This window comes from Chitinophaga varians (genome assembly GCF_012641275.1).
Classification (GTDB): Bacteria; Bacteroidota; Bacteroidia; order Chitinophagales; family Chitinophagaceae; genus Chitinophaga; species Chitinophaga varians_A.
Window position 1 is genome coordinate 1,717,275 of the sequence record NZ_JABAIA010000001.1, and the last position, 22,163, is coordinate 1,739,437.

12 protein-coding genes are annotated in these 22,163 nt (G+C 50.1%); 7 read left to right on the top strand and 5 right to left on the bottom strand.

The window, feature by feature from the left end:
- The first annotated feature begins 415 nt into the window (after positions 1-415).
- From lnt to HGH92_RS06945, 6 genes are all read left to right on the top strand, one after another.
- A complete protein-coding gene (gene lnt, locus HGH92_RS06920) occupies positions 416-2,029 on the top strand; it encodes an apolipoprotein N-acyltransferase (RefSeq protein WP_168869997.1) in 1,614 nt (537 codons plus the stop codon).
- On the top strand, positions 2,010-2,801 hold the full coding sequence (locus tag HGH92_RS06925; RefSeq protein ID WP_168869998.1) for an alpha/beta fold hydrolase: 792 nt from the start codon (positions 2,010-2,012) through the stop codon (positions 2,799-2,801). Before lnt ends, HGH92_RS06925 begins: the two co-directional genes overlap by 20 nt.
- 36 nt (positions 2,802-2,837) lie before the next feature.
- Positions 2,838-5,489 (top strand): PKD domain-containing protein, encoded by a 2,652-nt coding sequence (locus HGH92_RS06930; protein WP_168869999.1) that lies wholly within the window; start codon positions 2,838-2,840, stop codon positions 5,487-5,489.
- 153 nt (positions 5,490-5,642) lie between these two features.
- Positions 5,643-7,571, top strand: coding sequence for a gliding motility-associated C-terminal domain-containing protein (locus HGH92_RS06935; protein WP_168870000.1), 1,929 nt, complete (start codon positions 5,643-5,645; stop codon positions 7,569-7,571).
- A 99-nt stretch (positions 7,572-7,670) separates the two neighbouring features.
- Positions 7,671-8,426, top strand: coding sequence for an SDR family NAD(P)-dependent oxidoreductase (locus tag HGH92_RS06940; protein ID WP_168870001.1), 756 nt, complete (start codon positions 7,671-7,673; stop codon positions 8,424-8,426).
- Positions 8,427-8,582: 156 nt separating this feature from the next.
- Positions 8,583-8,738, top strand: coding sequence for a hypothetical protein (locus tag HGH92_RS06945; RefSeq protein WP_168870002.1), 156 nt, complete (start codon positions 8,583-8,585; stop codon positions 8,736-8,738).
- 73 nt (positions 8,739-8,811) lie between these two features.
- On the opposite strand, the gene HGH92_RS06950 is transcribed toward HGH92_RS06945, so the two are convergent.
- From HGH92_RS06950 to ruvA, 5 genes are all read right to left on the bottom strand, one after another.
- Positions 8,812-10,020, bottom strand: a complete 1,209-nt coding sequence (locus tag HGH92_RS06950; RefSeq protein WP_168870003.1) for a sialidase family protein — start codon at positions 10,018-10,020, stop codon at positions 8,812-8,814.
- 11 nt (positions 10,021-10,031) lie between these two features.
- Complete coding sequence (locus HGH92_RS06955) at positions 10,032-12,317, bottom strand: TonB-dependent receptor (protein WP_168870004.1); 2,286 nt, start codon at positions 12,315-12,317, stop codon at positions 10,032-10,034.
- A gap of 204 nt (positions 12,318-12,521) precedes the next feature.
- Positions 12,522-12,890, bottom strand: coding sequence for a hypothetical protein (locus tag HGH92_RS06960; RefSeq protein WP_168870005.1), 369 nt, complete (start codon positions 12,888-12,890; stop codon positions 12,522-12,524).
- Between the two features lie 159 nt (positions 12,891-13,049).
- Positions 13,050-20,228, bottom strand: a complete 7,179-nt coding sequence (gene sprA, locus HGH92_RS06965; protein WP_247654840.1) for a cell surface protein SprA — start codon at positions 20,226-20,228, stop codon at positions 13,050-13,052.
- A gap of 136 nt (positions 20,229-20,364) precedes the next feature.
- Positions 20,365-20,955: a Holliday junction branch migration protein RuvA gene (gene ruvA, locus HGH92_RS06970; RefSeq protein ID WP_168870007.1), complete on the bottom strand. Its 591-nt coding sequence runs from the start codon at positions 20,953-20,955 to the stop codon at positions 20,365-20,367.
- 193 nt (positions 20,956-21,148) lie between these two features.
- Between ruvA and HGH92_RS06975 the strand changes: the two genes are divergently transcribed.
- Complete coding sequence (locus tag HGH92_RS06975) at positions 21,149-22,159, top strand: beta-ketoacyl-ACP synthase III (RefSeq protein WP_168870008.1); 1,011 nt, start codon at positions 21,149-21,151, stop codon at positions 22,157-22,159.
- Positions 22,160-22,163 lie beyond the last annotated feature (4 nt).

The following is a 22,163-nucleotide window of genomic DNA, read 5'->3' on the forward strand; positions in this document are numbered from 1 at the left end:
GTAACCTGGCTGGAAAATAATGACGCCCAGCCTGCGTCTTTCCTTCATTAACTCTAACAAGTTCCACTGCTTCGGTTGATGGCTGCGTCCTGCAGCCCTGCATTTCATCGTTCCTTTCTACGGCTCTCCAGTTGACTTTATAAACGCGTTGTGGACAGTGACATACTTTTTATGCGATCAGTCCGATATGTATCATCGAATGGCCTAAATTATGAAAAAATTGTTAAACTTTTCAAGAGCAGATATATATGATTTTTTATAATCTATATTCTCTACTTATCAAGAACTTTTCACTTTTTTTATCTTGTACTTATAATAAATGTCCGTTTTAATATTGAATTAAATCATTAAAATCTACTTAAAATAGCGCGGGTGCTTTCCTTATCTTCGCCCCTGTTTTGATTTATATCCGATCATGAAATCATCCGCTTTTCTCTGCAGTATTTTCAGCGGCCTGTTGTTATGGCTGGCCTGGCCTACCATGCCTCTGACCCCGCTGGTCTTCATTGGTTTCACACCATTATTATACCTGACTGAAAAAGTACATCACAGGGGAAAATATTTCGGATGGATATTTTTCTCTTTGCTGATATGGAACGTGGCCACCACCTGGTGGGTGGGCAACACCACCGTACCGGCCAGCGGCGTATTTGCCAACAGCTTTAATGCCCTGCTGATGAGCATTCCCTGGCTGGCCTACAAAAACAGCCGCCGGCGCCTGCCGGAAACGATGTCTTACTTTGCCCTGATCGTATATTGGCTCACGTTTGAACTGATACATCAGACATGGGAACTGAGCTGGCCCTGGCTGGTACTGGGCAACGCCTTCGCCCTGCGGCCGGGATGGATACAATGGTACCAGTTCACCGGCGCCAGCGGCGGCACCCTCTGGGTGCTGCTGGCCAATATCACCATCTACCAGGTATGGAAACGGGCACGGATATACGACCTCAGCTGGGGCCAGCTGCTCCGCCAGGAAATATGGAAACCGGCAGCCATCATCCTGCTGCCCCTGCTCTGTTCCGTATTCATTCATCCCACTCCGGACAACCCGGCACAAAAAATCGGTGTGGTAGTGGTGCAGCCCAACATTGATCCCTATGATGAAAAGTTTACAGCCAGCTCTGTGATGCAGCAACTGGAAAAGTTCATCCGTCTTTCGGAATCCAAAGCAGACAGTAATACCCGTTATATCGTATGGCCGGAAACGGCCCTGTTCCCCCAGGGCGCCTGGGAACACCAGTTGAACTACCAGCCTGAGATACAGGCCATCCGCCGAATGCTGCAGCGGTACCCCAAAGCCAAAGTGATCACCGGCGCTGTGACCATGAAACAGTACCGCGAACCAGAGGAGGTACCTGCCACCGCCCGCCGCATGGAAGACGGTACGGCATGGGAACCATTCAACACCGCCCTGCAAATTGACACCTCGCAAAACATCCAGGTTTACCATAAATATGAACTGGTGCCCGGCGTAGAATTAATACCCTATGTACGGTACCTTTCCTTCATGCAAACACTGGCGCTGGATTTTGGCGGCATCACCGGAGGCTATGGCCGCACGCCCGGCGTTACCCTGCTGACCAACCCGGCAGACAGCATCAATATATTCCCCACCATTTGTTATGAGTCTGTTTTCAGTGACTATGTGGCCGACCATACCAAATCCGGCGCCGATCTGCTGATGGTAATCACCAATGACGGCTGGTGGGGCCGTACCGAAGGGCACCGGCAACATCTGCAATATGCCCGCATACGTGCCATCGAAACCCGCAAATGGGTGGTGAGAAGCGCCAACACCGGCATCTCCGCGGTGATAGATCCTGCAGGCAACGTGTACCAACCGCAACCCTACTGGGAAGAAGCCGTTTTTAAAGCAGATGTAACTCCCAGGCGGGAACAAACGTTCTACGTCAGAAATGGCGATCTTCTGTCCAAAGGAGCGGTAATATTTTGTATCTTGTTGCTGGTACATGCTTTTATTTCACGATTTATTCCCGGCTTAAGACATGCGGAAAACAACGGATAACGGAAACAGCCAATACGAGGACCAGGGCAGCGGCCCGGTGATAGTGCTCATTCACGGTTTTGCAGAAAACGCCCATATCTGGGACATCCAGCAGGCCTATCTTAAAGACCGCTTCCGTGTTATCACCCCCGATCTTCCGGGTGCGGGCAATGTACCTTTGACAACGCCACTGACCATGGAATCCATGGCAGATTACGTGTATGCCATCCTGTTAGCCGAAAATGTGGATAAAGCAACGATCATCGGTCACTCCATGGGCGGCTATGTAGCCCTCGCGTTCCTGGAGAAATATCCGCAGCTGGTACAGGGACTGGGGCTGTTCCATTCTACCGCCACCGCGGACACCGAAGAGAAAAAAGAAGCCAGGGCAAAATCCATCCGGATGATACAACAATATGGCGCTGAAACATTTGCCAGACAAACACTGCCCAACATGTTCAGCCCAAAGTTCAAAACCGCGCAGCCTGACCGTACAGACGCCTATGTACAAATGGGCATGCAGTGCTCCGGTGAAGCTATGATAGCCTACTATGAAGCTATGATGCAGCGCCCGGACCGCACCGGCATACTCAAAAACACAACGACACCTGTGCTGTTCATCATCGGGAAAGATGATGCAGCCGTACCGACAGACATCATATTGCCGCAGATAACCCTCCCCAGGGTAAGCAGCATTCATATTTTTGATGAAGTGGGACATATGGGCATGTGGGAAATATATGAAACCGCCAACCTGGTCTTGCAGCAGTTCGTGGAGTTCTGTCAACTTTGACAAGACTTTTATCACCACAACCAAAATCGCCCTGTTTTGAAGAAAATAACTCTTCTCCTGATATGTTTTGTATGCACCCTTCCTGTGTATGCCAGCCATATTATCGGCGGCCAGATTTTCTATAAACTACTTCGGTCCGAAAGCGGCATGAACACCTACCAGGTGACACTGAAGCTATACCGCATCTGTGAAACCGGCGAACGCATTGCGGAAATGCCCAGGAGCGTTATCCTGGCTTCTTTCGATAAAAAAGACAACGGTTATGTGGCCCAATACCCGATTGACCGCACCGCCTTCGAAGTTAAATCAGCCACCCAGATAGATCCCTGCATCGTCAACCCGCCTAAAATCTGTTTCCAGGTAGGTACCTATGAAACCACCATCACGTTGCCCAGTAACGAAAAAGGATATACGATTGCCTTCCAGAGCTGCTGCCGTGATCCTTTTATGATGAATATAGTGGCCGAACCTATTCAGGGATCTACCGACCGCGGTACCGGCGCCACCTATTTCGCAGAAATCCCCGGCACCGCCAGCGGCGCAGTAGATCCTGTGACCAATACCGTAAAAAATTCCAGTCCCGCTTTCAACAAAGAAGAAGCCATCCTGGTGTGCGCCGACAAAAAATTCGAATACGATTTTTCCGCATCGGACATCGACGGCGACCAGCTGGAATATGAATTCTGTGATGCCTATAAAGGCGGTGCGCTGACGCCGCAAAACGGTATCCCTCCTATGGCAGAGAATCCTCCCTATGATTTTGTGCAATACGTTTCTCCTTTCAGCGGTCAGTCCCCCCTGGGCGCTAAAGTCACCATCGACCGCAAAACCGGTATGATCTCCGGTACCGCGCCCGCCGCCGGGAAATACGTGGTGACCGTCTGCGTCAATGAATACCGCAACGGGAAAAAAATAGGCACCCTCCGCAAGGACTTTCATATCACGGTGACTACCTGTGTAAAACTGGTGACTGCCGCCATGCCGGAAAAATACGCCGACTGCAGCAGCCTTACCATCACCTTCATCAATAACAGCACCTTAGGCAAACCCTACACCTGGGATTTCGGTGACGGCACACCGCTGCTGACAGTCACTTCCCCTGACCCTCTTCCACATACCTACGCCCAGGAAGGCACCTATCACGTAAAACTGTGGGTGGACAAAGACAGTAACTGTGGAGACAGCGCGTTGGCTACCGTATACGCCTATCCGAAATTTGATCCGGACTTTAGCGTTGCCGGTCTATGTACCGAAAAACCCTCTGCATTCACGCCGGATGTAACGCGGGTAGACCGCGGCCTGGTATCCTACTACAAATGGGATTTCGGCACCGGCAATGCCGATGATACCACCAACACGCCCGCTCCCCGGTTCCAGTACAAACAACCAGGCACCTATAATGTGCAACTGTTTGTACGTTCTACCGTAGGCTGCGAAAAAAATATCGTCCATCCGTTTACCGTATACGACCGGCCACCGTTCAGCGCCACTGCTGATACGCTGCTCTGCTACAGGGACAGCCTGCATCTGTGGGCCGCTTCCGATATGCCCGGCACCTACCAATGGACACCGGACAACTATAAAATACTGAATCCCAATACGCCCAATGCCATCGTATTTCCCAAGGTAGACACGGCTTACACCGTTAAGTTCACCGACCAACAGGGATGCACCAACGAAAAAAGAGTAGCGGTAGACGTAAAAGACTCGCTGCTGATACAGACAGTGCCCGGCGACAGCACCGTTTGTACCGGTGATGAAGTCCATCTCTCCGTAAAAACAGACGGCGCCTATGCGTATCAGTGGACCAACCTGGGTGGCAACCAGGTGGTCAGCAATCTGATAGATGCATTTGTGACGCCGGCGCCGCCACGGCAGACCTACCGGGTACTGGCCAGCCTTGGGAAATGTTTTACCGCCGATACCCTTAACCTGAAAGTCGTGGATCCGCCGAAAGCCGTCGCCTACCCGGATACGACCATCTGTTTCGGTATGCCCGTTCTCCTGCGGGCCGAAGGCGGCTCTTCTTACAGATGGAGCCCGTCCTTCTATGTGAAAGACCCTGCCCTGCCCAATACTTTTGCCTATCCCGTTGACACTACCCGCTTTACGGTAACGGTGACGGATACACTGGGATGCCCTAAAAAAGTGACCGCCAGTGTGCTGGTGAAGGTAGTGCCCCAGGTACATGCGTTTGCAGGCAACGACACGATCGTCATGCTCAATGTGCCGTTCCAGTTACAGGCTACCGGAGGCGTGCGGTATACCTGGACACCGGTCACCGGTTTAAACAATCCTAATCTCCCCAATCCGGTGACGTTGATCAACCGTGATGTTACCTATACCGTTACAGCCTACAGCCAGGAAGGATGTACCGGTACCGACGATATCTTCATCCGTTTTATTGCAGGCCCGGAAATCTATATCCCTAATGCCTTTTCACCGAATGGCGACGGGCTGAACGACGTATTCCGGCCGATACCGGTAGGCATGGTGCAAATGGACTTCTTCCGCGTGTTTGACCGCTGGGGAAAACTGATGTACGACAATACCACTTATATGAAAGGATGGGATGGCAGGGTTAATGGTCAGCCTGCGCCTGTAGGCACTTATGTATGGGTGGTACAAGGCAGGGACATCAACCAAAAAACTGTGCTCCGGAAAGGCACTGTCACACTTATCAGATAAATCTGCTGACAGGTAGCTCATTAGGTATTCCGATATTTAATTGCATATAATCAACTCACCTCAAACCCTCTGTAGTACCGGGAAATAATACCTTATCCGACTGAACCGGGTCTGCTTTTTTTTTGTTAAATTCAGATAGCAGTACCCCGAAATATGAAGAGCACCCTGTTACTGGTACTTGGCTGCTGTTTGTTTCATCTCCACACAGCCGCCTACCACATCATTGGTGGCGAAATTTATTACAAGACGATAGGTATGAGTGGAGATAATTCCCGCTACCATTATCTCATCACCCTTAAACTATACCGTGACGCAGACTTTACCTGCGGCGACCGTCAGGGTTGTATTGACAGGTTTGAAAACCCGGTAGCGGCCAACGTGTACACTGCCAACGGCACCCGCGTATTGTCTTCGGTATACCTTTATATCAGTAAAGTAGTACCCCTCATCGATACGCTTAAAAACCCCTGCCTTGCACCACAGGCGCAACACCTGGAAGTAGCCTTTTATACTGCCACTATAGAACTGGCGCCCATCCCCGGAGGGTATTACGTGGCGTCACAACGCTGCTGCCGGGGAGAGAAACTAACCAATATATACGATTCCGAACATGAAGGCTCTACTTATTATACCGTCATTCCAGGTACGGAATCCAGGCCTAACAACAACAGCGCCTATTTCAACAAGGACTCCGCTATCGTGATTTGCAATAAGATGCCGTTCAAAATAAACTATGCCGCCTTTGATGAAGATGGCGACAGCCTGACCTATCATCTCTGCAGCGCATTGACAGATGGAACAGTGAACAATGAAACCAATTCCACCACCCCTCCGCCCTACAATGCCACGGTACGGTACATCCCACCGTATTCAGGTGCCAACCCGATGGGGGGCAGTCCGGCCATTACCATCGATAACCAGGGCATGATCACCTGTACGCCCGACAGGCCGGGCAAATTTGTGGTCACGGTATGCGTGAACGAGTTTGACAGGGTGACCAAAAGATTACTGGGCACCCATAGCAAAGATATCCTGCTCACAGTATTTGACTGCACTACAAAGATCGTGGCCGGTTTTCCGTCAGTGCTCAACAACTGTGCTGAATCGCCCGAGCTACAGGTGGCATTCCCCAATTACAGCGTGGCGGGCTACACATCCTCATATTACTGGGCCTTCGGAGATGGTACAGACACCACTACAGACAGCAAAACCATTTTCTTTCATCAATATCCCGACACCGGTGTATATAAAGTAAAACTGGTGGTCAATCCTCACCTCTCCTGCAGCGACAGTATTACCGGAGAAGTACACAACTATCCCGGGTTACGGGCTGGCTTTACCAGCAGCGGGGTTTGCAAGGGAGATCCCATCAACTTCAACGACACGTCTTCTTACCGTTGGGGCAATATTATCAGCCGCACCTGGGAATTTGGCATAGCTGACAGCGTACTGGTCACCGGCAATACACGCGACATCACGCACCGGTTCGATAAAGGCAACCTGTACACCGTTTCCCTCACACTGCATACCGATAAACAATGCGATAAAACGGTTACCCAAAGCATACGCATATACGAAGTATTTCCCTTTGCCGGTAATGATACCATTCTGGCCAAAGGACAGACCATGTTCATGCAGGGCAGCGGCGGCGATCTTTATTCCTGGCAGCCTTCCGATGGCCTGAGCGATCCCGGCATAGCGCACCCTTTGCTGAACTACAACAAAGACATAACCTATGTGCTGCGGGTATCCAATCAGCAGGGCTGTACCGGGTACGATACCATCAACGTAAAATATTATACCGGTCCGGAGATGTACATCCCCAACGCTTTTACGCCTAATGGCGATGGTGTTAATGACCGCTTCCGCTTTATCCCCGTGGGCATCGTCAATTATAAATTCTTCCGGATATTTAACCGCTGGGGACAGGAAATCTATTCCTCCACCGACTTCCGAAGTGGCTGGGACGGCACTTACAGGGGAATGCCCGCTCCGGTGGACACCTATCTCTGGATATTGCAGGGCACTGATTTTAACGGCCGGGAGATCCTAAAAAAGGGAACTGTCACGCTCATCCGTTGACTATCGGAAAAAGTATCGTTTTTAGGCAATATCACGCTAATTTTACAGTATTGTTTCAACAGGCATTCACCCATTGGTGGGCGCCATCAATCAGATATTATGGGAATCGTTCTTATCACAGGTGCTACCGCTGGTTTTGGCCAGGCATGCGCAGAAACATTTGCTTCAAAAGGATATGATGTGATCATCACCGGCCGGCGCAAAGAGAGGCTGGAGGCTTTACAGACACAGTTGTCACAGGAGTACGGCGCCAATGTGCTGGCGCTGAATTTCGATGTACGCGATGAAAAGGCCGTACAGGAAACACTGCATGGTATTCCTGAAGAATGGAAAGCGGTAGACATACTGGTCAACAATGCCGGACTGGCTGCGGGTCTCAGCACCATTGATGAAGGAGACCTGGATGACTGGAACAATATGATGGACACCAACGTAAAAGGCCTGCTGTACGTATCGCGTGTGGTGATTCCGTGGATGCGTGCCCGTACTCACGGCCATATTATCAATATCGGTTCTACCGCCGCCAAACACGTATATGCCAAAGGCAATGTGTATTGTGCCTCCAAAGCCGCTGTAGACGCCATCACACAGGGCATGCGGATAGACCTGCTGCCTTACCGGATCAAGGTGACCGCCATCCATCCCGGTGCGGCTGAAACAGAGTTCTCCCTGGTACGTTTTAAAGGCGATGAAGACAAAGCGAAGGACGTGTATAAAGGCTTTATCCCGTTGAGCGCCCAAGATGTGGCCGATGTCGTGTATTACTGTACCTCCCTGCCGCCGCATGTGTGTATCAATGACCTGGTGTTAACACCGCTACAACAGGCCAACGCCTATTATATAGATAAAAATTAACACGTTTATGTGAGTACATAGTTAAGTGCGTTTTTCTATATTTGAAATCATTAATATATTTTTTACATGCCCTATGTGTAAAAAGTTTATACCAATGCCATCATCAGACTAAATTCGAGACGATAAGACTATCCTCTTACTGAAAACCATATCCCTATGCTTACGTTCTTAACTATGTACGTACTGCGCCTGTATTATCCAAGATGGAAAGCACATTGGCGCCTTTATTTCGGAAAGACCCGCAGAGGCTCTTATGGCCGTTGGGCATCCCGCAAAGACTGGAGTGAGGGTTATAGCTGGAGCTATAGCTGACTGAGTAAGAAATTATCAAAAGAAAGAGGGCCGGACGAATGTCTGGCCCTCTTTCTTTTAGAGATTTTGATATTCAGATGTTCACCCGCTCGTACACAACCTCACCCTTACGGGTATACGCAATTAATATGGTTTTACTGTCAACCGCACCAGCCACCGGATAAGCAGCATATACGCTGTCTGCCGTTAACGCCCGGCTGGTAAGGGTTTGCCCTTCGGGCGATTTTATCGCTATCCCAATGCGGCTACGGAAATCACCCTGCCATTTCACCGGTTCGTCCCATACAATCACCACCCGGTCGTCCGGAATGGTCACTATCTGCGGGTGCTTGGCCATCGGAGCCTTGCTCAGCGATTCTTTCTGCGTATAGGTTTTACCGTTATCTTTTGAAGAAGCATAAAAAACACCCTGCCCGCCGCCCATGGTAAACCAGGCAAAATGCAGCCCGTTTTTATTGGCTGTAAGGGCCGGCCCGGTATGCGGGCATCCGTTCACCACCCAGTTATCTGCACTGATACGCACCGGCTCACTGAAAGACCTGCCGCCATCCACAGACACCTGGTGTACCATGTCGCGGATAGAATCGTTGATGATATCACGATAAGCCACATGAATATCGCCATTGCCGGCCACATACAAACGGGTACGGCAACACTGGCACACTGTACCGGCAATTGGCTTTGCAGCCTGAAAACCGCTTCTGCCATTCGTCACAGCCCAGTACAGGGTAGAACCCTCTGCTTTGGTGTCCTTACGGTTGTCCAGCCAGATAGCCGCGGCTTCGCCGTTGGGCAACAAAGCCATATCAAAATAACGCTGATCATACCCGGCCGTATCCGTCACCAGCGGCACCGGCGCTCCCCAGGTACGGCCACTATCAGCCGATACCGCGTACATCACCTTTCCGGCGTACTTGTTCCGCGGATCATGCTGCTCCACGCCAAACAAGGCAATGATACCGCCATCGGGCTGAAACAACAGCTTAGGCAGATTTTCCGCATGAGGGTAGACGCCGGCAGTGGAAGTTATTTTTACCGGCGCTGAAAACGTATGCCCGTTATCGTTAGATACGGCATAATACATCATGCCGGTATCAGCAGTGCTGTCTTTTTCCACCCAGCTGATCACGGTACGCCCCCGGGCGTCTTTGGTGATATATGGACAAGACGCGTCCTTACCCGCCTGCGACAATACCACCGCACCTGCCGGCACTGCCTCTTTAGGCCGGCATGAAGCCATTCCCAGCAAAGCAATAGCGATATATAATATTCTTCTTTTCATGTACAGTGTTTTTATTTCCTGCCAACAAATGTATAAGCCACGCCGAAATTGAACGTCTGCCGGGGACCTACACGATAACTCTTGCCATACGCAGATTTTTCTGCGGTAGTAGCGTATAACTGGTCGCCTGCATTCATACAGTTCAACCAGCATTCAAATCCTTTCCATTGGTAGCCGGTACGGATATTAAACAAATCATACCCCCTATACCAGGCTGTATTGGCTGCATCCATATAGTACCCGCTGATATGCTGCCATTCGCCGCCAATACGAAAACCTTTCAGGGAAACAGGTTTCCAGGTGATCTCAGTATTGGTGATCCATTTAGGCGCACCATTCATATCATTATGATCGTATGTTTTTCCATTCTCCGTATAGGCGTCGAAGATATGACGCGCATAGGTACCGCTGGTACGTAAGAACACTGATTTAACCGGCGTATATCGGGCATTCCATTCTATGCCGCGGTGTGTGGTGGCGCCGGCGTTCTGGTTGGTGTAAGAACCGTCCGCATCACGCACACTCACAATTTCATTCGTACCTTTCATCTGGTAGATGCTTACATCCACATAACCTTTCTGCTGAGCAAAAGCAAACCACCCACCTGCTTCGTAGTTATCATAAGTAGCGGACTTCAGCACCGGCACTTTCACCCCTCTGTACAGCTCGGAAATATTAGGCGGCGCAAAACCTCTGCTATAGTTGGCATACAGACCACGATTGTGTTGCAGGTTATACGTCAGCCCCAGCTTGGGCGTCAGTGCATTAAAATTGTTTCTTTCACTGGGAGCGCCGGTAAAGGCAGATGGCGGCAGGTAATTATCAAAGTTATAATCCATCCTGTCGTACCGCAATGCTGCCACTACCCGCATGTTCTCCACAGGGGCAAACGCAAACTGAGTGTATACGGCCGTATTCAGCAGTCCCACCCGGTAGTTGGTCAACAGGGAGTCTGTAGCCTGATAACCGGTATAATAACCGGCGGCGTTTTTTGTGATATCGATGTAATCGGCATGATAGGTAGCGGGGCTGTAATCCGCACTCACACCGGCTATCAGCGATGCCTGCCGCCAGTTAAAATCTTTTTTATGCTGCGCTATTACCCCATAGCTGTAAAATGCATCGCTGTTGATTTCTCCTCTCGCCTTCAGGGTGTTACGGATATCCTTTATCGCATAAAAAGGATTTTGTCCGATGGTACTATGACGGAAGAAGGCAGTAACACTGGTATGATTGCTGGTATTCCAGGCATGCTCCAGTGTGCTGCGGATACGCAATGCTTTTACCTCGCGATAGCTGAATGTCTGAAAGTTCGTATAGTCTTTGGCGTAAAAATGGGTGCTGTCGAGGCCGCCCGTCTGGTCTGTTTTATAATTGACCAGTGTGGCCGTGGTCGTCCATTTGTTGTTTTCATTCAGCTGCACGTCCGTACGGGCGGTGACAGCGAGCTTATGAAAATCGCTGTGGTCCATATAGCCGTTCCGCTGGTCTGCATAATAACCGCCTACATAAAAGCCGGCTTTTCCTTTGGTATCGGACACACTGAAATCGGTGCGTTTATATCCCCAGTTACTGGCTTCCAGCTGCACTTTGGCAGTAGGCACCAGTGTAGGCGCTGCCGTGATAAAATTCACTGCGCCGCCTACGGCTTCGCTGCCATACAGAGAGGAAGCCGGGCCGCGGATCACCTCAATATTACGCAGCGCCGCCATGTTGACTTCTATCAGGGCATTATGGTTAAAGTCTCCCACGGTGCGGATGGGAATACCGTCTTCGAGATACAGAAAAAGGCTTTTATAACCGATAGGCTGACGGATAGCCATGGTATGTTGTTCATTGCCCAGGTCCACCATGTATACGCCGCTGACTTTATTGAGCACTTTATCCAGGGTAGTGGCTTTGGTTTCCTGTAGTGTTTGCGGGGAAATGGTGCTGATGGCCACCGGTGCCTCTGTTCGCAGTTGTTTTTCCCTGGAAGAAGAAACGATGACTTCATTCAGGTTGGTAGAACTCGCTTCCAGGTAGATGACCGGCATTTGGGCTGCCGCTGACGCGGCTATTTTCCGGGTGATATAACCCACATAGGATATTTTCAGGGAGTCAGGGCCTGCTGTAGCAGGCAATGTGTACCGTCCCTGTGCATTACTCGTGCAGCCTTTTCCGGCTGCCATCAGGTTCACGCTTACACCGGGCAGGGCTTCCCTTGTCCTTGCATCCGCCACGCGCCCGGCCAGCTCCTGGGCATAACTTGCCCGCATCGCCAAACAGGCGATGAGCAGTAAATAAATTTGTTTCATCAGTTCGTCAGTTGGATGTATGCCTTCGCAGGCGCACATCTTTGGTTTGTCAGGAAATACCAGACTTCATCAGGCTGGTCGAAAAGCCTGCTGATATCTGATCCGGAACTTTAGCCCGGAAAGGATGGAACATGCACGCAGACAGGCCGTACGATCATTTGGTCGTCAGGTTGTCTAACTAAAAAGGCATGCTGAAACAAGTGGTCAACTCAGGGACTGCGGCGGGTGGAAAATTGTTTGGACGGGAGTTTCGAGGAATGGATCTGCATAGAAGATGACGTGCGCCACAGGTGCTGCAGACGGCGCTGTGAGCCGCTCAGGCAGGGCATTGACAAACATTACTTCGTAACGTTCCTTGTTACTGTTGCTGTTTTTGTCCTGGCTGGCATCGCGATCCAGTTTCTTTTTCAGGTAACATTTACCATTACAATGCATTTCGGGCTTATTGCGGTTTTCGCAAAGCACCTGTGCAATAAAGGACTGTTGCGCCCTGAACTGCAGCACAATGAGGCTTTTGCTGAAAGTCTGCAGCAAGAGGCCCAAAGAAATGCATATGATGAGGAAATATTTCACGACACAAACTTATAAAAGAAATGTTAAAGAGCTCATGATTTTTATCAAGGCGACTGTTAAGCATCGTCAGCCTTTTTGTTCCACATCGCCCGAAGGGCAAAAAAATCCCCGGGGCAAAACCCCGGGGACACACTATTATAGCCGTATCTGTTAATTAAACTATTGCGACAATACGAAGCGGAAGGTAATACCTCCCCTGGTATTCGTAATCGGATAAGCAGTGGAAATAACCGGGATCGTCTGCCTGCGGTCGTAGAAGAAACGCAGGTTCAGCCGGTTATTCACCACATAATCGATAGACGGCGCAATGCCTACCACCTTCTGACCACTGGTAGGAATTACCAGGTCGGCATCCAGGCGGTTATTGGCCGTTTTATCATCCCGGAAGCTCAGGTCCAGCCGGAAGTTAAGATCATTCTGCAGACGCTTGCCGCCATTTTTACCTACGGCAAAAGGCAATTGTAATCCTCTTACACGGTAACCGGCCCCGATCACAATTTCGCTGGAACGTAATTCGGTCAACTGGTAATCGATAAGGCTGAGGCTGAGTGAACGGCTTTTCCGGAATTCCACCCGCGCATTGAGGCTGTTGGTAAAGGTGAGGTCCACGCCCAGCAACGGAGAGAACTGCTCTGTCAGCGTCAGGTTGGGCACCAGGAAGTACGGATAGTAGTTGCCGGATATCGTATCTCTGAACGCCGGATAACCCGCCAGTCTTGGATCTTCATAATACATGGAGGTATTATAGGAGTTCATCGACAACGAACCGATATATCCGTGTGTAAGCGTAAAGTTGGTCAGGAAGCTGCGGAAAGGTTCCAGCTTGGTCAGACCATTATACGTGATACGCCAGTTGGGCCTTGGCACATAGTTCCTGAACGGATTGGACTTCACGGTATTACCCGGTCCTTCCAACAGACCGATCTTGTCTGGCGACTTGCCGGTGTAAGCCGCAAGGAACGCAGGGATCAGCACGTCCTGTGCATATCTCGTATAGCCGTACGCGTAAGTAGGATCTTTAGGATCACCTGACGGCACACCCGGGTCCTTATTGTACGGGTTTGCAGCACCAAGACGTTTGGAAATAATATTCCGGTAGGCTTCAAAATTGCGGAACGTTTCTGATACGCCATTGGCCGTATTGATCTTACCAAACATCGTTTGAATAGCGATGTAGGAGATTTCAAAACCACCGGCATCATAAGGGCTCAGATGCTGGAAGCCCATATCAACACCGTTAGAGTCCACCAGGTTTTTATACAGCTCTGTATGTGTTTTGGTAAACGATTTGGTCATGCTCAGATCGATACGCAGATCGTTGAAAGGCTCCAGTTGCGCCTGTAAATCCCAACGTTGGGTGTACTGCTGCTGGAACTGTATGTTCAACGAAGGGTCACGGGTGATGAGGCCTTTCTTCGCAAAATCATCCAGCCATTTTTTGTCCGGTTGCTTACCCAGCACAAAACCAATACCCGGCGCCATGGACTGCCAGTTCATGCCCAGCACCTTGGTGCTGTCAAGGTAACCAGGCAGACGCGTACCGGCGTTTTCGTTATAGTTGAACCCAACTCTCTTCAGTGCCATCAGCGCTTTCAGTACCCCTTTCACCCATGGGTTGATCTCATCGGAAGATGACGGGTTATTATTTTGCTGATCTTTCTGTTGATTGTTGTTTTTGTTCTGTTGATTATTATTGTTATTGGAAACAGGCTTGCGGGTGTTGATCTGTCTGAGGAATTTGGATTTGTTGTACAGTTCCACAAACTTAAACTCAGCAGTCATCGTTTTCTGCATGCTGTTCTCAATGGCATTGCCCAGGTAAAGCGCCAGTCTTGACGCGCCTGTCCAGCGGTACTCCGTACTGTAACCGATGGCCACGTTGGTCCAGCTCAGGGCCGGGAACTTGGCAGTAGGCAACGTATACGTGAAGTTGGCATTATGCATATAGTTCACGGAACGGCCACCTTTAAAGAAGTTACGCCAGATGGTATCCTGTTTAGCCCCGGTATTGATCCTGCCTGCCGGTTCATCTACACGGTTATTGCTCACCGCGTTGAACTCTATATTAAGGCTGCGGGTCAGGTCCCACTTCAGGGTATAGTAACGGTCAAAAGTGAAGTACTTGTCATATGTTTCGGGCAACTGGTATTTCACGTCGCCCCCTACGTTACGGATACGGGAAGCACCGAACTGACGAATGATGTCTGCGCGGAAACTGATAATAGACGGTACATAGTTGACGTTAAAATCGCGTATGAGGTCCAGCCAGTGTGTTTTTGTTTTGATCAGTTTTTTGAACGGCTCGATATATTTCGGCTGACCAGCGAAGTTGTACCCGATACCGCCGCGGTGCTTGGTCAGCAGATCACTCTGGATAAGCGGGTTATGACGGTTGATCTGCGAGAACGAGTAACTGACGTCAAAGTTCTCGATATCCCACAGGTGACGCTTGCCCTGCCGCATATTGAGCTTCCGGACGTTGGTAAAGTTCAGGCTCGTGATAGAGGTAAAGTCCTGCGCATTTTTGCGGATGGAGTCACGCTCCCATCTGGACCTCGCCAGCGCAAGCTTGTCTTTCAGTTTAATATCAAGGTCATAAGGGTCATATTCCGGATTGCTGACTGACTGTGAATAACCGGCATATACCGGGATAGACATACCTGTTTTCTTCGGCAGCAGTTTACCCAGATCGAGGTTGGCCGCAGCATCGTATTGCAGGAAGTTGTCACGGAAACGTTCGTTCACCCGCTGGTCGATATTACCGAAACCGGCCGTGTGCATGTTTCCGGACAGCGAGAGGGTGCCAAGGTCGGCCAGTTGCAGGTCCAGTCTGCCCAGGGCGGCATAACCACCTTTTTCATCGAAATCAGAAAGGCGCAGTTCATCGAACCATACTTCCGCGGAATGCGGCATGCCGTCGTCTTTCGGGTTCGTCACACCGATCATCATGGTGCGCGCGTCTCCCAGGCTGGGGTTACCTACTACAGACATGAAGTTGCCGAATTCGTCGGCCACCGGCGTCATCGGATAGGGCAACAGCGGAGAGCAGGAATCGCACATGTTCCTTTTCTGTTTCAGCTGGCTGAGGCGCTCCATAATGAGCTGCATATTATTGCCGTCGGGCCAGATTTCAATAGGTGATTTGGAATTCCAGGCAGTTACTTTCAGCGGAATGCGGTACTCGTAATAGTTGCTCACAAAGTCGCTACCGATACGGATCACGGCCTGCATCTGTCCGTCTTTCAACGCGGTGGCGGAACCTACGGCTTCTGCGTGGACATACATTTCCATTTTCTTGTACTGGCGCAGGTCCATGTTGAGCGTTTTATACAACGCGCGGGTTTCGCCGTCCTGCAGGTTGCCTACCTGAACAGACAAAGACTGTTCATTCAGCTGCAGCGTAGTGTTATTGGTGCTGATAGTATTCTGTCTAACCACTCCCGGCGGCAGCACGTAAGGAATAGGGCTGCGGGAAGAGTTTTCTTCAATATTAACGGCAGAAGAGTTAAAAGTAGTGGTCTGGTCCAGCGGTATAGGATCACCGGGTTTCAGTTCGTACATATAACGGCGCCACTGGCTGCGTACCAGTTCCAGTTTGGCGAAACGCACAACCACCGGATCAGCAAAATCAGTGAGGAACATACGCATGAAGCGGATGGACTTGAAGTCGGGAATGTTGCCCACTTTTGAATTGAACTGATTCAGTGGTACTTTGAACTGGTACCATGTTTCGGTAGTTTTCTGACCGTTGGGCAGATCTACCGGCGCGTCAATTTTATCCACGATGTAATTGGTACCTACGGTCATACCCGGTTTGAGGTCTACGCGGTACTGGAAGTATTCTTCCGTTTCATTCATGGTGTTGTCCCTGTTCAGGTCTTCTGATTCAGGGATATTGGTGGCTGCGGTAGAGAAAGTGGATTTCGGGTCAGACACTGGTGAGTTGCCTTCCGGATTGCTGTAATTTTTATAGCGCTCCAGGATACCGGCGCGGGCAGCGTCGTAATCGGCGTTGCGGTAATGCTTATAGTCGTCGTTGGCCGGGTCTCTCTGCGCCTGTTGAAATACCGGAGAACCGCCGAAGTTCATCGCCATCGTGTCCATATACTTTCTGAAGAAAGCTGCTTCGTCAGAAGATTTCAGACCGTCATACCCCACGTCCTGGTAGGAGCGGATGTTGGGGTCGTTGTCGAAGGCCTGTGTGATCTGTTGCTGGAACTTAGGCTGACGGCCCCAGTTGGAGGAATCGATTTTATTCGGGTCCTGCCGGGGGTCGGGCATACCGTTTTCAAAGAATTTCTTCGAGTCTTTGAGGATGTCTTCAGAAACGTTACCCAGGTTGAAGTAGAGGGAACCTCCGTTGCTACCGGGTGTTTTAATGAAGGGGTCCTGGATCCAGAACTCGATATATTCGATATTGGCTGTTTCAAAGTCGCTGTTGTCGATGGCGCGCATGATACCGCCCCATCTTGTTTTCGGGCGGGCCAGTTTACCATCGCGGTCCATGGCCGTGGGGCTGCTGGTGAAGTTGTACGGGCCTCTTTCTGTCGGATAGTAGGCCAGGTCAAGGGTACTGAGCTGGCTTTGGCCGAAGTCGGTAGACCGGTTACGGAACACTTCTTTCTGGTAAACGAGCCTCACGCGGGGATCTGACTGGTCGTCCACCGTGATGCCTGCCGGCAGGTTGGGTGATTTCGGTAACTGAAGGGTAGGCTCCAGGATATACCAGGCCAGTTTAGCCCTGTTTTTACCGTATTCCAATACGTTGCTTACTTCCGCTTCGGGGAATAATATGGTGCCTGCCGCGTTGGTGGCGCCTTTCGGCGTGGAGGCCAACGCCCAGCTGGTGGCCGGGAACTTCAGGTCATATCCGCTTTTCACGCCTTCAAAGTCATCGATATAAGCGGTACCCTGTTTGCTGCCGGCCTGGTTGATCAGTTTACTGTGACCGGGGAAGAGGCGGGCCACCTCACCGGTGAACAGGACGCTGGAAGGTGCGGTGGTACTGTAGTTGGGCAGTTTATCGAGGAAGCGGGTCAGGCCTTTCCATTCAGAGGCATAGTTCACATCGAGGCCTACCATCGTGTTTTTGATAGGGTCTTCCCCGTAGTTCACTTTCTGGTAGTAAGGCCTTTCCGTCATGCGGACGATCGTACCGCCGATACTGAGTTTATCATTAACGAGGTAGTCGAGTCGGGTACCGAAGTAGTTCCGCACCTGTTGTCCGAACAGCGCGTTGTTTTCAAACTGCACGTTGATCGGTACGCCGGAATTGAGCACCCCGCCGTTGATGATTTTGAGCCTGCCGAGGTTATAGTCGATGATGTAATCCACGTTTTCCCGCAGCAGCTGGCCACCGGCGGTAACTGTCACGGAGCCGGGGGGGATGGTGATACCGCCGCCCAGGTTGATTTCCGATGAGTTGGCTGATTTATAGGACCCACGGATCACGTAGCGGTTCAGTTGCGGGAACTGTTGTGCCACTACCTTAATGGAGTCGTACAGTACGCGGTACAGGTATTGTTTTTCGAGGGTGCCATCGCCGCCGAATGCTTTCTTGAGGCCGTCAGCAAAAGGTTCCAGCATGGGGAACATGATCTTGCCGGTCAGGGAGTTGATCGTATATCCTTCCACGTAATCAAACACACCGTCCGGCTGAGGGTCCAGCTGGTTATTGAGGCGGTCCAGGTTTAGTACTGTGATGATCGGAGCGCCGGCGTAATCGCCTTTGGCGTCGGGGAGGTAGCGTTTATCGCTCGGAGGCCTGCCATCTGCGCCGGGGTCTTTATAGAACACGTCCATTTTAAAGTCTTCCTTGTTTACCTGGAAGGCGCCGGTAGCATAGACGTTTTTCATCATCAGCTTCCAGATAGGCAGTGCCGGACGGGCAGATGTGGCTTTGAGCAGTTTCAGGAACAGTACCGGGGAGTTGGCGCTGTTGTTCTGGTCTGGCGGTACGTCCTGTGAGAATTCACCCACCTGGTAGGTACGGCCATTGTAAGTATATTGATAAGCCACCGCCAGTACTTCGTCCGGCTGCAGCTGTTGGTTAAGGGAGATGAAGCCCAGTTGTTTGTTGACCGTATACTCTGTGGAATCCAGTTTACGGGCGAATGTCTTTTCAAATTCCGATACCGGTTTAAGCCCCAAAGCCAGCAACCGGCTTACGACGATGCTGGTATTACGGCTGGAGGGGTCGCTGATCAGGCTTTCATACAGGTTGTTGGTGGCCCTGTCTGGCAGATGCGAGCTGGTGTTTACCCTGATCCCCGGATTATAGGGTTTATATTCCCCGAGGTCCATCAGGCCCACGATGTCGCGGGTTTGAGTGGTGGCCCCTGTTTTATTCGTCACCCACACCTCGATCCTGGTGATATTGGACAGGGAGCGGATAATGGGGAGGTTAGACATTGCATAGTTGAAGGTATCGCGGTAGAACTGTGCCAGCAGGAAGTGCCTGTTGTCCTCGTATTCGTCGGCCCGGATGTTATAGTCCTGCACCATGGTGCCGCCTTTGAGCATGAGGTTCTGCTTCTGCGATTTCTGGTTGGACAGTACGCTGGTGACGGTGAGGCGGCCGAACTGCAGTTGGGTTTTCACCCCGAAGAGCGATTGTATCCCGGATATGAGGGAGCTACGCAGGGGAAAACTTACGTTACCGGCTTCTATTTTCTTGATAATTTCATCGTTATAGCCGGTATATTCCAGTTTCACCTGGTTTTCAAAATCGAAGGTGGACTGGGTGTTATAATTGGTGATCAGTTTCAGTTTATCCCCGATGCGGCCGGTCACGTTCATGTTGATGCCCATATCGAAGTTGAACCCTCCGTTTTTCCGGGCTTGTTCCACCAGTACCGGGTTTTTGATGTTCTGGCCCTGATAGCCGAAAGTGAGGTCCAGGCTACCCTGGGGACGGATATCCACTTTACTGCCGCCAAAGATGCGGTCAAAGAGGTTGCTGCCGTTATACAGCTGCGGGCCGTTGCCCCGTTGGTTCAGGTTACCCAGGGCGCTGGCTCTTTTCTGCCAGTAATTTCTTTCACTTTGCGCTGACTGGAGCTTATAGAACTCATCGAAGTTCATATAAGTGGGGTTACGGTAATTCTGATTACCGATTTTCTCCGTAACGGTGTATTGCTTGGTAACGGGATCGTATTCTACTGTTTTGTTGATGTTGGCCGGATCGTTCAGGTCTATAGCATTCCTGGACGCCGGATCAGCTATACTGGGGCCGCGCCTGTCCTTCAGGGGATATTTCAAGGTATCTTTCTTCCCGGTAGTATCGATTTTGGTATTACCAGTAATTGTGGTATCCGACTTCCAACTCGTTCTGCTCAAAAAATGAAAATTCCCGGATCGTTCCCTTGCGGCGGTGTCAACAATGATAAAAGATACAATTCCTATTACTGCAAAAGCGCCATAATAAGTCTTTCTTGCCAAGAAAAATAGGTTTTTATAGAGGTCTTGATATAAATTATAAACTTTTCAGGGCCTTTTTGATCAGCTCTTCCAAGTTTTGCAATAGTGGTTCGTTCTTCATAACTCTCTGGATTGCCGTATCCGCCATGTTCCGGGCTATGCCAAGAGTTACCAGAGCATTTAACGCGTCTTCATGCATTGTATTGTTTACGGTAGCAGATAATTGTAATCCGACGGTATCCTTTTGTTTTTTTACCTTGTCTTTCAGTTCCAGAATAATTCTTTTGGCTGTTTTGGCCCCTATGCCTTTTACTCCTTCCAGCATTTTTTCATTTTCCATCATGATGGCCCGCTGGATGTCTTCCGGTTGAAGAGAAGACAACATCATTCTCGCCGTACTGGCGCCTACTCCCGATACGCTGATCAATAAGAGGAACAGGTTTTTTTCTGCTTCCTCGAAAAAACCAAACAGCGTGTGCGCATCCTCTTTGATCTGCAGGAAGGTTAACAATTTACAGCTGTCCAGGCCCTGTATCCTTGAATAGGTGTTCAGACTGATCTGAACTTCATATCCTATTCCGTGCACATCCATATGAACAAGAGCTGGTGACTTATAAGTCAATTTTCCATCCAAATAAGCGATCATAGAAGGTAAAGGTTCGATAATTTACTTAAACTTACGAAAAAAGAGGAATAATTACCCCCTGTGTCAATAAACGACAAAGATGCTAACTTTTAACGGATTGACAAGCCTTTAACGTGTTCATATGCGACTTTTTTAGGAAATATTCGTTTATATCGTATTTTTACGCCTCGATTTAAACACATATTTAGTTTATATGAATAAAATTACGGCCGCTATCACAGCGGTGGGTGGATATGTTCCTGATTACGTGCTGACCAATCAGGAACTGGAAAAACTGGTAGACACAACAGATGAGTGGATTTTGACCAGAACAGGCATTTCTGAGAGAAGAATTCTCAAAGGAGAAGGGAAAGGCACTTCCGACATATGTGTACCTATCGCCCTGGAAATCTGCAAGAAAAGAGGTATTACCCCTGAAGACATCGACCTGCTGATCGTAGCTACTGTAACCCCTGACATGACCTTCCCCGCCACAGCCAATGTTGTAACAGATAAAATCGGTGCTAAAAACGCATTCGGTTTCGACATCAGTGCTGCCTGCTCCGGTTTCCTGTACGCACTGGACACCGGCGCCCGGTTCATTGAAAGTGGCCGTTATCAGAAAGTAATGGTGATTGGCGCCGACAAAATGAGCGCTATCATTGACTATACAGACAGAACTACCTGCATCATTTTCGGTGATGGCGGCGGTGGCGTACTGCTGGAGCCTAACACCGAAGGATACGGCCTGATGGACAGCATCCTGAAAAGCGACGGCCATGGCCGCGAATACCTGCACATGAAAGCCGGCGGCTCCGTAAAACCAGCCACCATCGAAACAGTACAGAACCGCGAACACTTCGTATACCAGGAAGGTAAAATGGTGTTCAAATACGCTGTTTCCAACATGGCCGAAGCAGCCAATGGTATCCTGCAACGTAACAACCTCAATGCAGAAAATATCGCATGGCTTGTTCCGCACCAGGCCAACAAACGCATCATCGCGGCCACCGCGCAGTATATCAATCTGCCGGAAGAAAAGGTCATGATGAACATTCACCGCTATGGCAACACCACTGCCGGCACTATTCCTTTGTGCCTGTGGGACTACGAAAAACAATTGAAAAAAGGTGATAACATCATTATGGCCGCATTCGGCGGTGGTTTCACCTGGGGCGCCAGCTATATTAAATGGGCTTACGACGGCGAAAAATTCGGTAAGTAATTTT

Excerpts from the sequence above, each read along its gene's own strand:
- lnt (WP_168869997.1), top strand. The coding sequence starts at position 416 with ATGAAATCATCCGCTTTTCTCTGCAGTATTTTCAGCGGCCTGTTGTTA.
- HGH92_RS06925 (WP_168869998.1), top strand. The coding sequence starts at position 2,010 with ATGCGGAAAACAACGGATAACGGAAACAGCCAATACGAGGACCAGGGC.
- HGH92_RS06935 (WP_168870000.1), top strand. The coding sequence starts at position 5,643 with ATGAAGAGCACCCTGTTACTGGTACTTGGCTGCTGTTTGTTTCATCTC.
- HGH92_RS06940 (WP_168870001.1), top strand. The coding sequence starts at position 7,671 with ATGGGAATCGTTCTTATCACAGGTGCTACCGCTGGTTTTGGCCAGGCA.
- HGH92_RS06945 (WP_168870002.1), top strand. The coding sequence starts at position 8,583 with ATGCTTACGTTCTTAACTATGTACGTACTGCGCCTGTATTATCCAAGA.
- HGH92_RS06950 (WP_168870003.1), bottom strand. The coding sequence starts at position 10,020 with ATGAAAAGAAGAATATTATATATCGCTATTGCTTTGCTGGGAATGGCT.
- HGH92_RS06955 (WP_168870004.1), bottom strand. The coding sequence starts at position 12,317 with ATGAAACAAATTTATTTACTGCTCATCGCCTGTTTGGCGATGCGGGCA.
- ruvA (WP_168870007.1), bottom strand. The coding sequence starts at position 20,955 with ATGATCGCTTATTTGGATGGAAAATTGACTTATAAGTCACCAGCTCTT.
- HGH92_RS06975 (WP_168870008.1), top strand. The coding sequence starts at position 21,149 with ATGAATAAAATTACGGCCGCTATCACAGCGGTGGGTGGATATGTTCCT.